Genomic DNA, 12,655 nt, shown 5'->3' with positions numbered 1-12,655 from the left:
CCTATAATTCTATAAATATAATAGAGTAGAAAAATACTTTTAAGGAGTGCAAGTTGATGAAGCTTGATCATTTATATCAGCCGTATTTGGCGCAGCGAAATTCGGTGTTTGCTAGAAAAGGAATGGTTGCGACTTCCCAACCTCTTGCTGCAGAAGCAGGTATGGAAATTTTGAAAAAGGGCGGAAATGCGATTGACGCAGCAATCGCAACTGCAGCAGCCCTTACAGTTGTTGAGCCGACATCGAACGGAATCGGCGGCGATGCGTTTGCACTCGTTTGGACAAACGGCAAATTACACGGGTTGAATGCGAGCGGTCCTGCTCCACAAGCCATTTCAGCAGAAGCGTTGAAAGAGCAAGGACATGAAAAAATGCCTGTTCACGGTGTCGTTCCAATTACAGTTCCGGGAGTACCTGGTGCATGGGCTGAACTATCTAAAAAATACGGTAAATTACCATTAAGTGAAGTTCTTGAGCCAGCGATTCGCTATGCAGAAGAAGGCTATCCGATTTCTCCAATTCTAGGGAAGTTTTGGAAAATTGCTTACAATAAATTTAAAGAAATCTTTACTGGTGATGAGTACAAGCCGTGGTTTGACACTTTTGCACCGGAAGGACGTGCGCCTGAAATCGGGGAAATGTGGAAATCACCGGGCCATGCAGCAACGTTACGCGCGATCGCTGAAACAAATGCGGAAAGTTTTTACAAAGGTGAGCTCGCGGAAAAAATAGCGGATTATGTGCAAAAGCATGGTGGTTTTTTATCCAAAGAAGATTTAGCTACATACAAACCTGAGTGGGTTGAGCCAATTTCAACAAATTACCGCGGGTATGACGTATGGGAAATTCCTCCGAACGGTCAAGGAATCGTTGCTTTAATGGCATTGAAAATTGCTGAAGGCTTCCAGTTTACTGAAAAAGAGAATGCAGATACATACCATAAACAAATCGAAGCAATGAAGCTTGCTTTCACCGATGGAAAAGCATTCGTCACAGAGCCAGCGGATATGCCTTTAAGTGCTGAAGTATTGTTATCTGAACAATATGCGGAAGAACGCCGCAAGCAAATTAGCGATGTTGCATGTGAGCCGACACCATTTGAATTGCCTAAAGGTGGTACGGTTTATTTAGCTGCTGCGGATGGCGACGGAAATATGGTTTCCTTTATTCAGAGTAACTATATGGGCTTCGGTTCAGGTATCGTTGTTCCGGAAACCGGGATTGCACTGCAAAACCGCGGCCATGATTTTTCACTAGATGAGAACCATCCGAACTATTTAAAACCAGGAAAGAAAACATATCATACGATTATTCCAGGTTTCTTAACGAAAGATGGCGAAGCGGTAGGCCCATTCGGAGTTATGGGCGGATATATGCAGCCACAAGGTCATTTCCAAGTGGTTACCAATACAATAGATTTCCATTTAAATCCGCAAGCAGCACTGGATGCGCCACGTTGGCAGTGGATGGAAGGGAAAAAAGTCGTTCTTGAACCAGGGTTTCCAAACCATATCGCCCAAGCACTCGTAAGAAAAGGTCATGACATACAAATTGCTGTTGATACAGGTGGTTTCGGTCGTGGGCAAATCATTTGGCGAAACCCTGAAACGGGTGTCCTTATGGGCGGAACCGAGTCGCGTACAGACGGATCTATTGCCGTTTGGTAATGACATTTTTGCAATGAAGGTAGTTGATTAAATGAAACAAGTAGATATATTTATCGCTTTTTTCCGATCAGGTATGTTAGGGTTTGGCGGCGGTCCGTCCGCCATCCCTCTTGTTCATCGAGAAGTAGTAATCACTTATAAATGGATGAGTGATGAAGAATTTTCCGACGTACTTGCACTTGCCAACGCTCTTCCTGGTCCAATTAATACAAAAATGGCAGGATATATAGGCTGGCGTGTCGGCGGATTCACCGGAATGTTAAATGCATTATTTGCCACCTCCGTCCCGACGGTTGTCCTCATGATATTATTTCTTTCATTATTGAGCGCACATAAAGACAAACCATGGGTTTCGGGTATGTCGAGAGCTGTTTTACCTGTGGCCGGTGTCATGATGGCCGTTTTAACTTGGGACTTTATCGTAAAATCAAAAAAATCCCTTGGGTTAATAGGTACCGTGCTTATCCTTGTAGTTAGTGTCATCATTATTGAACTGCTCGGCATCCATCCGGCGATATTAATTGCTGCCTTGCTTGCTACAGCACTTATTTCGGGTGGTAAGAAACGGAAGGAAAAGCAAGAGAAGGGAGTCCAAGCATGATCTACTGGCAGATTTTCTTAGCCTTTTTCATACCAGGAATACTTGGCTACGGCGGAGGTCCATCTTCAATACCATTGATCGAAAACGAAGTAGTCGGCCGGTATCATTGGCTAACCGTTCATGAATTTAGTGAAATGCTTGCCCTTGGAAATGCTCTTCCAGGTCCAATTGCAACAAAAATGGCTGGCTATATCGGTTATCAGCAAGCAGGCATCCCCGGTGCAGCCGTTGCCTTGTTCGCAACCGTTGCGCCTTCACTCATCTTAATGATTGCCTTACTTGGCCTATTATTAAAATATAAAGATTCACCACAAGTAAAAAAAATGACCCTCCTTGTGAGACCAGCGATTGCCGTTCTCCTTGGCGTCATGACGATAAGTTTCTTTACAAGTTCCGTCTCATTAAAAGGTTCCGGATATGTGCAAACCATCATCATCGCAGTCGTGAGCCTACTTTTACTAGAAAAATGGAAGGTGCATCCCGCCTATGTTATTGCAGGAGCGCTTGTGTATGGAGCTGTTTTTTTATAGGTTTATACCGGTCACCACTATATGCTAGTGGTGGCCGTTTTTTACAACTAAAGTTTGAAATAATTTCAATCAATGTGCGGATTCGGATTTTTCTAATAAAGATTAATATATGCTATAGAAAACAAAATAATATAAAGCTGAAATGAAACAACATCCAATCGTGTTTATGATAACTAAAAAATATAAAGTTGACGGCTCAATATGTTATTTTCAAGAAGAACTGGAAAGAAAGCATCGTTATTCAAGGAATATTTAGTTAGCAAAGAAAGCAAAAAAAGAGAAGGAAAATAAGTAATATAAGGCATTCCGTATATAGTGTGCCTGATTATAGAGATTGAGGGGGAATATCATGAAAATTTATCGTGTACAACTAAACGCTTTTCACATGGAAAAAATGAAGGAGTTTTATACAAAGCTTTTACAAATGGAACTTGTTTATGAAGGTGAAAATAGTTTTGCTGTTCTGGCAGGGACTACAAGAGTTTATTTTGATAAAAGTGATTTTCAGCCATACTACCATGTTTGTTTCCGGTTAGGAGCTGCTTTTTTTGATGAAATATTCAATCGTTTAAAAAAGGAAGATTTACTCCTATCCAATGAAGATGGAGAAATAAGTATGTATTGGCAGGGGAAACAAGCTTATTTTTATGATCCGGACGGTAATATCTTAGAAATTTTGGAACGCCCTTTCAGCCACGGTGATTTAGAGCCATATGGTTGGTATGATGTAGGTGAAGTTGGGATTCCTAGCCAAAATATTTATGAGCTGCGTGATTTTCTATCACCCTATATGGACAATCAATTTGAAACAAACAATGATTTGTTTTCCTTTTTTGGCAACGATGATGGGGTAGGTGTATTAGTAAAAACGGGAAGGAACTGGTATCCAACGAACCGCCCTGCGGAAATTCATCCTATTAAACTAGTAGTAAGTGGTAATAAGGATACACATTTGAATCATCCGACACTGCCTTATAAAATAACCGTACGAAAAGAATGGTCATCATCAGTTCCTGCAGTGCAATTTCGAGTCGCAAGACCAACCAATCAACTCGAAAGAATAATAGAGTTTTATGGTGAAGGATTAGGACTTGAAAAAGTGGGTGAGTTCAGCAAGCATGAAGGGTATGGAGGGGTAATGTTTGGTTTGCCAGATTTAACATACCATTTGGAATTTACCCAACATGAAAATGGAAGTTCTATCCCACGGCCACCGGAAGATCATTTGCTAGTCTTCTATGTGGCGGATACTTTTAAGAAAAATGAAATTGCGAATAGATTAATCAAAATGGGCTACCGTCAAGTGCCTTCAGAAAATCCATATTGGGATCGCGGCGGGATTACGATAGAGGACCCGGATGGATATCGAGTAGTATTAATGAATACAGTAGGTATTTGATATAGTGAAAATATGTTAGCGGTCAGTTCCTAAAACTGTTCGCGAACTGCATAATTTTCTATGAAAATGAATCATTATTTATCGTTTCAACATTGATAAATGTAATATTACTTTTTGCAGAAGGTGATATTTTAATAAGATTGCGGTTGTTACTGGCACTTCAATTCTTTTAAGTTATTAAAATTTGTTAAGCAACAGCTAAAAAATTGAGCCCCTTGTTTAACATACAAGAGGCTCAATTTATTCTAAGTTAAGAAAGTATAAGTTTTTTTAAGTTTGAAATTTTTAACTAAGGCTTTTGCTGTCTAGCTTCAGGCACCATCGGCTCGAGGTCAAATAACCTGAGCCGCTAAAAGTCAAAGAACGACTTTTTGCGTCTCAGAACATTTGCTTGTCGCCGATAGGCGGGCGCCTTGCGCTTTTCTAAATTAATTTCGAATAAGATAATCAAATGCACCTAGAGCTGCAGTAGCACCAGAGCCCATTGAAATGATTATTTGTTTATATGCGCTATCTGTACAGTCGCCTGCTGCAAATATACCAGGGATGGTAGTAGCTCCGCGCTTGTCTACAACGATCTCACCCATTCTAGTACGATCAATCGTTTCTCCTAGCCATTCCGTATTTGGAACAAGGCCAATCTGCACAAATACGCCTGCTAATTCAATATGATGTTCTGCGCCTGTATCACGATCAACGTAGGTAATACCGTTTACTTTGTCGGTTCCGGTAATTTCTTTTGTTTGAACATTCTTTAGAACCGTTACATTAGGCAGGCTGTAAAGGCGATCTTGTAGTACAGAATCAGCTTTCAATTCTGGCATAAATTCAAGAACTGTTACATGTTTCACAATTCCTGCGAGATCAATTGCTGCCTCAATACCGGAATTACCGCCGCCAATAACGGCTACGTGTTTTCCTTCAAACAACGGACCATCACAGTGAGGGCAGTAAGCGACACCTTTGTTTTTAAATTCAGCTTCACCAGGTACACCAACATTACGCCAACGAGCCCCTGTTGAAAGGATGACGGTTTTGCTCTTTAGAACAGCACCGTTTTCCAGTTCAATTTCGATGAAGTCCTTCTTTTCTAAACGTTTGGCACGCTGTAAATTCATCACATCAACGTTGTATTCTTTCACATGTTCCTCAAGACTTGCAGCGAGTTTCGGACCTTCAGTGTGTTTTACACTGATGAAGTTTTCAATAGCTGCTGTGTCCAAAATTTGACCACCAAAGCGTTCAGCCACAATACCTGTACGAATTCCTTTACGTGCTGCATAGATTGCTGCACTTGCTCCAGCTGGTCCGCCTCCAACTACAAGGACATCAAATGGATCTTTATCTGCGAATTCTGATGCATCAGGAGCACTACCCATCTTGCCGAGTAATTCTTCCAGTGACATACGGCCGCTAGAGAAAGACTCTCCGTTTAGGAACACAGTCGGTACCGCCATGATGTCTTTACTTTCAACCTCTTCTTTAAAAGCCGCACCATCAATCATTGTATGCGAAATACCTGGGTTAAGAACACTCATCAAGTTTAGTGCTTGTACAACATCAGGACAGTTTTGACAACTTAAGCTAATGTAGGATTCAAAACGGAATTCTCCCTCAATGCTTTTAATTTGATCAATGACTCTCTGATCGACTTTCGGAGCCCTTCCGCTTACTTGTAAAAGAGCGAGCACTAATGAAGTAAATTCGTGTCCAAGTGGGATACCAGCAAAAGTGATCCCAGTGTCTTCGCCGATACGATTTACACTAAAGCTCGGTGTTCTCTCTAACTGTGTGTTCTCAACTTTAATAATGGATGACATGGTGGCCAATTCGTCCACTAGAGCCACCATGTCGCGAGATACCTTATCGGAACCGGCACTAACTTTTAGTAGCACATCGCCCTCCATCATTTGAAGATATTGGGCTAATTGTGCTTTTATATCTGCATCTAGTAACATGGATCGCACTCCTTATATTTTTCCAACAAGGTCTAGGCTTGGCTTAAGTGTTTCGGATCCTTCTTGCCATTTTGCTGGGCAAACTTCACCTGGATTGTTGCGGACATATTGTGCTGCTTTAATTTTGTTAACTAGAATACTTGCATCACGTCCGATGCCGTCTGCATTGATTTCAGCCGCTTGTACTACTCCGTCTGGATCAATGATGAATGTACCACGTTGTGCAAGTCCTTCTTCTTCGTCCAGAACGTCGAAGTTGCGAGAAATAGTTTGTGAAGGGTCACCAATCATAACATATTCGATTTTGCTAATAGCATCTGAGTGATCGTGCCATGCTTTATGAGTAAAATGAGTATCCGTTGAAACGGAGAAAACTTCAACTCCAAGGCTTTTAAGAGTTGCGTATTGATTTTGAAGGTCCTCAAGCTCAGTAGGGCAAACGAATGTAAAGTCTGCTGGATAAAAGCAAACAACACTCCACTGTCCTTTCAAGCTTTCGTGGGTAACCTGGATAAAGTCACCGCTTCCTGCATCGTAAGCTGAAGCTTTAAATGGTAGTATTTCTTTTCCGATTAGAGACATAATGAATCTTCCTCCTGATGTGTTTTTTAGAACTAATAGATAGTTAGATCGTTTAGGACATGTAGCTTAAACTACAATAATATTAATTCGCCGTTAACTATTATTATCTAACTATAATAATTCTAATTATATATCTATTGTTATATAGAAATAATTTTTTGTCAACAAATCCACTCAACTTTATGATGATTTATTGAATTAGCATTGAAAATTGATACCTGTAGTAATTATGGCTATAAGATACTGTGTCTTTCATATAGTGGGGAATTGAAAAATGGTGGTATAAATTGTTTTGGTGGTAAAATTTATACTTTCAATTACTACTATCATTTCTCAATTAGTGGTTATGAGCAATTGGGATTCATTATTCAACAGTTGCGCTCTTTTCTGGGCAAGTACTGGCGTAGCGATCACCAAGTGCAAACAGATGAATTGATGGATAAAAAAAATAACACTCCAATTCGGAGAGTTATTACCATATAAGGAATTCTATTTCGTTCTCTTCTAGTTCAACAATAAGGTCAGCACGGTTTGTACCAAACAAAAACTAATATATAGCGATGACAGATAGATAAATACATATAACCGAACAAGCAAATAAGATTAAAGCTGTTCTAAAGCTCCTCCTCATTTTAATACCATAAGCACAAAAAAAGATTGCCGCTGCTAATTTGGAGCAACTTTGCAAATAATGATTTGAAAAAAATGAACTGCTTAAAATAATTGAAGCAAGGAAAGTTATAGAGATTAGTAGTTTGAACCACAAAGGTTCATTCAGAAACCCTTTTATCATAAATTTTATCCGCTGCATGACGGTGTTACTCCCTTCAAGAACTAATAATTCTATTAAAACCTTTAAATACGGTGGAAAATCATACTGCAGATAACAGACCGTTTAAGAAGAAAATGACCTATGTTATCTTTTTTTTATTCTTTAATTTGTATTTTAATTTCTTTAAGTTCAGACCTTAAAATCCTAACTTCCTTTGAAGTGTCAATTCCAAATCGAACTGCATATGAATGAAAAAACAGGTGATGATGTTAGTTGTTCTATTTTCATTAACCTGCACGTTCGTATGATCTCTTCCATATCCATTAACTCCTTATTTATATATCTTCTCCCTGACTTAAATATTCGTCGTCTGTAGATAAACTCCTTTAATCTAATTTCCTCAAATATAGCTGGTTATTAAAAGATTGATTTAAAAGAACATTTTATAGCGATGGGTTTTTCATTATCAAAAACGACACACATTTTTTGCTGGAAAAATAGGGAAGGACTATTGAGTAATTCTAATTGGATTGTTGTTAATCTTAAATTTGTACTCCTATATATGTGTAACAAAATGATCTGATGGAGGAGGAAGGTTTATGCAAGAAGACGTAGTCTCGTTAGTAGGCAACAACTATAAACATTAAAACTGCCCTTTTACTGGGCCATGCCCTCAGTAAAAGGAACCTCTTCTTTAGACGGGGCATCCAAGCTTTTATTCTTAATGCAAGTTTTTGTTTCATGGTCCAAGTCATTAGAGTTATATCTTTAGTCCTAGTGTCATTTCACAAAGTTAAGAGGTGATTTTATTGATAAAAAGATCGGTGGCAGTGTCAATTTAAACTGTACCCTTTGTAAAGGACATTAGAAAAAGGTTATGCAACTTGGAGAAGATGATTTCTGTATTCAACAGGAGTCATCTTCTTTAAATTCCATTGATACCTAAAATGACGGTGCGGAAAAAGTTGTGTAAATAGGTTTCAAATCAATCCTCCTTGGCGAGAATTAGGATAACTAATTTTGCCAAGGAGGATTTTTCGTCATGAAATTACCAAAGGAATTAATCAAAGAAATGGTAAAGGAACAAAAGTTCACTAGTACCGATCAAATTATGGAAACGATCAAGGAGATGTTTTCCAATGTCTTGGAGGAAGTGCTCAAATGCGAAATTGATGAGCAGTTGGGTTATGAAAAGCACCAACGTCGGAGTGATGGACCTAATAACTATCGAAATGGTTCAACAAAACGGAAACTAAAAACGCAATTTGGCGAAGTTGAAATAAACGTTCCTAGAGATAGAAATGGCTCGTATGAGCCACAAATTTTGGATAAATACCAAAGAAATGTGGACGGGCTGGAAGAGAAAATTCTTTCTCTTTACGCACATGGTATGTCTACCAGAGATATCAAGGAACAAGTCAAGGATCTCTATAATATTGAGATTTCCTCAGAGCTAGTTAGTAAGATTAGCGAAAAGATTATGCCACAAGTAAATGAGTGGCAAAGCCGTCCACTTGAAGCCTATTATCCTTTTATTTTCATGGATGCCATTCATTATAAAATTCGGGATAATCACCAAATTGTCTCGAAGGCGGCCTATGTGGTATTGGGTATTAACAATGAAGGTTATAAAGAAATATTAGGCATCTGGGTTGGGGGAAATGAAAGTAGTAAGTTTTGGTTAGGTGTGTTGAACGATTTGAAAACGAGAGGCGTTAAAACGGTTAATCTTTTCTGTGTAGATGGGCTTACAGGATTCAGAGAAGCCATACAAGCCGTGTATCCTTTCGCTGGAATTCAACGTTGTATCATTCACCAGATACGTTCAAGTACTAAATATGTTTCTTATAAACACTTAAAGGAATTTGTCGCTGATTTAAAGCTAATCTATACTTCAATTAACGAAGAATCGGGTATGGAAAGGCTCAAAGAATTTAAAGAAAAATGGGGTAAAGAGTATCCAACTGCAGTTAAATCATGGGAAGAAAATTGGGATATTTTAGCTACCTTTTTTGCATATCCGCCCGAAATTAGGAAAATAATATATACTACGAATGTAATAGAAGGGTTACATCGTCAATTTAGAAAAGTGACCAAAACAAAATCCATTTTCCCTAATGATGATAGCTTAAGGAAAATGCTCTATTTGGCATCTCAAAATATTACAAAAAAATGGAAGATGCGTTATCGTAATTGGGATATAATCTTGAGCCAACTTGAGATTTTAAATCAAACATCATAATTGGGGACTCTGTCCCCAAACCCCTGAAGTTTAACGCATTTGTTTTCCCTAAAACGGATGAAAAAACGGACAGATCAAGTCCGTCCGTTTTAGTGTAAAAACCATAAAATCGCTCGGGTTGCACTTCTGCATTGCCCTATCCTGTTTTATGGTAAAAGGCAATAATAGTTTTGCCAGATTGTATTTTTTCATACCTATTATTTCTTGCCTTGCGAAGATTATAGAATACTACTTACACAAGATTTTACGCAGATCCCCTAAAATTATTGTGATAAGTCATATAACTTCTTATTTCCTTTTTAAGTTCATCTAAAGAACTACATGTCTTTATAGTAGCTTCATCCTTAAGATGTCCAAAAAAAGATTCTTGTGGTGCATTATCCCAACAGTTTCCCCTTCTTGACATCGATTGCTTTAGCCCCAGTTGCTTAACTTGTTTTTGAAAAGTAGGACTAGTGTAATGTCCGCCCTGATCCGAATGAATAAAAGCTCCTTCAGCAAACTCTATTTTTCTATTATTTTTTAACTTTACTAATGTATCCGTAGCTAGATCCAATGTAAGTTTATCGGATACGTTATAGGCCACTATTTCATTCGTTGACCCGTCTAAAATAGTGGATAAATAAGCCTTTTGATTCTTTCCATAATAAAGATAAGTGATGTCTGTAAGCAGCACTTTACCTGGAATATCTTGTTTGAACTCTCTATTTAGTAAATTGGGCAATATGGAGTGTTCCTGGGTAGCCTTTAACATTTTCTTATAAGGATTAGCTCTTCTAATAGGACATACAATATTATATTTCCTCATGATTCTTCGTATTAGCTTTAAGTTGTATGTAATATTAAACTGCTTTTCTAAGGTCATTTTAATCTGTCGGGCGCCTTTAGTACGGCGTTTATAATGAAAAGCCTTTAAAATAATATCTTTTAGTACTAAATCTTTCTTCTCTCGTCGATTTCTTATTTCCTTTGATTCTACAGAGAAATATTTATAGTAACCTGATCGTGAAACCTGTGAAAGCTCGCACAAATAACCAACCATATTTTTAAGTTCGTACTCTTCAATCACTGAGTGAATTAAAAGAAACTTCTGTTCAGCAGAAACCTTTACTTGTTTATCTTCACTCCCCTTTCCATCATGTCTAGCTTTTTTAACAACTCGTTCTCCGCACGAAGAAGGTGAATCTGAGCCTCTAACTTTGCATTTTTTTCTTCTAGTGAAAGTTCCTTTTCAGACGGTCTCCCAGAATTCGTTGTACGTGCATCCTGAAGACCAAATACCCCAGATTCTTTAAATGCTTTTCTCCATCTATAGGCAGCCTTATGAACTCTGACTATTCCAATCAGTTCAACGTCAAAACCATGATCTTCAAAAACCTGTCTAGGTGTCTTGCCATTCTCTGTTTCAGCTATCAATATTCTTTTAAATTCATCTGAATAAGTAATACCCTTTGAACTAACAGATTTAGCATATGGATTATTAGAAAGTAATTTTATTTCTTTCTCTGAAAAGTGTTTTTTTGTCATTTTATTTTTCTCCGATTCCACATTTTGTTCATTATACAAAAAAGTACCCTATAGGGCAGACCTTTTTTAGTGTCTACTCTATAGGGTACAGTTTAATTATTACAGTGCTTTTTTTCATTTCTGGCGTTGCCGTAACCGTTGCGGCTTCTAATTTTAATTTCATTAGTAAAAACAAAACATTAAGTGTCGCCGTAAAAGAAAATGGTTCTGTTCGACTGTTACATGTAGGAGAAGCGCCCAAAAAAGATGAGAAGAAGATTACTTTGAATATCCAAGGACCGAAGGGTAACAAAGGAGATAAAGGAGCGAAGGGGGACAAAGGTGCAACTGGAGCTGCAGGACCTCAGGGATCCAAAGGAGATAAAGGTGCAACTGGGGCTGCAGGACCTCAGGGACCCATAGGTGAAAAAGGTGCAACTGGGGCTGTAGGGCCTCAAGGATCCAAAGGAGATAAAGGAGATCCAGGGCCTCAAGGGCCCCCGGGAACAGCCTCTTCTCCAAAGTTTATTAAACATGAAAACAATATTAGGGCTTCCAATAATCATTCTAGTTATTACTGGGTTTTATGTGATAAGGGTGAACAAGTAATTTCCGGTGGATATTCGAATACTAGTTATCCAGCTGTCGAAATTATTAGTAGTTTTCCTGGTGCAGGTGAAATAGAAGGATGGGGATTTTATGTAAAAAATAATTCCTCTCAAGACCAATATTTCTGGGGATATGCAGTATGTACGTCAAAATGAATGTAAGTCTTACAAGTGGAAAATAATCAAAACAAAGTATTGAGTGCTGCGGGAAAAGAAAATGGTTCCGTTCGTCTGTTAAATTCTGAATAATGGTGCCTGACCGCCAATCGTTTGCGTTGTTCGCTGACTACTAGGATGACTTGGAGCCAAACCCCAATGTTATCGAGCATAAGTAAAAAGGCTATCGAATGTAATCATAATTTCGATAGCCTACATTATTTGAATTATTATAGCTGGTTGTAATTTCAATCATTGATATACATATTAGAAAACCCCCTATTCCAGAAGGTATATCTATTGGTTAATGATGATAAGTTTAATAGTCTTACAGTTTCACATGAAAATTATATCATTTGACGCCAAATCAATATAAATGCCGTGATAAAAGGAGAAATGAAGGATCACGTTAGTTCCTTCCTTTTAAAATGCGGCAGGACACCCGTACCATCATCGAATATTGGATGACCTACCTAGAAGGATGTTAGGCATGAGAAATAAAAAAAGTTACAGTTTTTGCAAGAAACAAAAAGGAATTTTCAGTATTTTTCGGGAATATAAAAGTTATTAATACATGGGAAAAATATTATATATCATGCCCCAATTAGTATGTCTATGTAAAATGAGGATGTGA

9 protein-coding genes and 1 pseudogene are annotated in these 12,655 nt (G+C 38.2%); 7 read left to right on the top strand and 3 right to left on the bottom strand.

All coding sequences use genetic code 11. The annotated features are described in order from the left end of the window. Positions 1 to 56: 56 nt before the first annotated feature. The 5 genes and pseudogenes from ggt (at position 57) to KHA93_RS23335 (ending at position 4,197) form a co-directional block, all read left to right on the top strand. Complete coding sequence (ggt, locus tag KHA93_RS16760) at positions 57 to 1,667, top strand: gamma-glutamyltransferase (protein WP_213111782.1); 1,611 nt, start codon at positions 57 to 59, stop codon at positions 1,665 to 1,667. Between the two features lie 31 nt (positions 1,668 to 1,698). Next, positions 1,699 to 2,268, top strand: coding sequence for a chromate transporter (locus tag KHA93_RS16755; RefSeq protein WP_213111781.1), 570 nt, complete (start codon positions 1,699 to 1,701; stop codon positions 2,266 to 2,268). Further along, a complete protein-coding gene (locus KHA93_RS16750; protein ID WP_213111780.1) occupies positions 2,265 to 2,798 on the top strand; it encodes a chromate transporter in 534 nt (177 codons plus the stop codon). The genes KHA93_RS16755 and KHA93_RS16750 overlap by 4 nt, the downstream gene beginning before the upstream one ends. Before the next feature lie 349 nt (positions 2,799 to 3,147). After that, a pseudogene (locus KHA93_RS23340) lies at positions 3,148 to 3,462 on the top strand (VOC family protein); the annotation flags it as partial. 315 nt (positions 3,463 to 3,777) lie between these two features. Further along, a complete protein-coding gene (locus KHA93_RS23335) occupies positions 3,778 to 4,197 on the top strand; it encodes a VOC family protein (RefSeq protein WP_349772359.1) in 420 nt (139 codons plus the stop codon). A gap of 428 nt (positions 4,198 to 4,625) precedes the next feature. Here KHA93_RS23335 and ahpF read toward each other — a convergent pair whose 3' ends face one another. After that, positions 4,626 to 6,155 carry an alkyl hydroperoxide reductase subunit F gene (gene ahpF, locus KHA93_RS16740; protein WP_213111778.1) on the bottom strand — a complete coding sequence of 510 codons (1,530 nt, stop codon included), beginning with the start codon at positions 6,153 to 6,155 and terminating at the stop codon, positions 4,626 to 4,628. A gap of 12 nt (positions 6,156 to 6,167) precedes the next feature. Next, positions 6,168 to 6,737: an alkyl hydroperoxide reductase subunit C gene (gene ahpC, locus KHA93_RS16735; RefSeq protein ID WP_213111777.1), complete on the bottom strand. Its 570-nt coding sequence runs from the start codon at positions 6,735 to 6,737 to the stop codon at positions 6,168 to 6,170. Between the two features lie 1,814 nt (positions 6,738 to 8,551). On the opposite strand from ahpC, the gene KHA93_RS16730 reads away from it, so the two are divergent. After that, entirely contained in the window at positions 8,552 to 9,751 is a 1,200-nt protein-coding gene (locus KHA93_RS16730) for an IS256 family transposase (RefSeq protein WP_213109032.1), read from the top strand. A gap of 244 nt (positions 9,752 to 9,995) precedes the next feature. Here KHA93_RS16730 and KHA93_RS16725 read toward each other — a convergent pair. Continuing rightward, positions 9,996 to 11,278 (bottom strand): IS3 family transposase gene (locus KHA93_RS16725; RefSeq protein ID WP_233711205.1). Its coding sequence is split into 2 segments (ribosomal slippage): positions 9,996 to 10,897 and positions 10,897 to 11,278, totalling 1,284 coding nucleotides; the frame shifts between segments, so codons are not numbered across the junction. A gap of 104 nt (positions 11,279 to 11,382) precedes the next feature. Here KHA93_RS16725 and KHA93_RS23660 point away from each other — a divergent pair. After that, positions 11,383 to 12,021: a hypothetical protein gene (locus KHA93_RS23660; RefSeq protein ID WP_285891556.1), complete on the top strand. Its 639-nt coding sequence runs from the start codon at positions 11,383 to 11,385 to the stop codon at positions 12,019 to 12,021. Positions 12,022 to 12,655: the final 634 nt, after the last annotated feature.

The sequence above is a fragment of the Lederbergia citrisecunda genome (genome assembly GCF_018343695.1).
In the GTDB taxonomy this organism is placed as follows: domain Bacteria; phylum Bacillota; class Bacilli; order Bacillales; family Bacillaceae_C; genus Lederbergia; species Lederbergia citrisecunda.
This window is presented reverse-complemented; position numbering and strand designations above follow the sequence as displayed.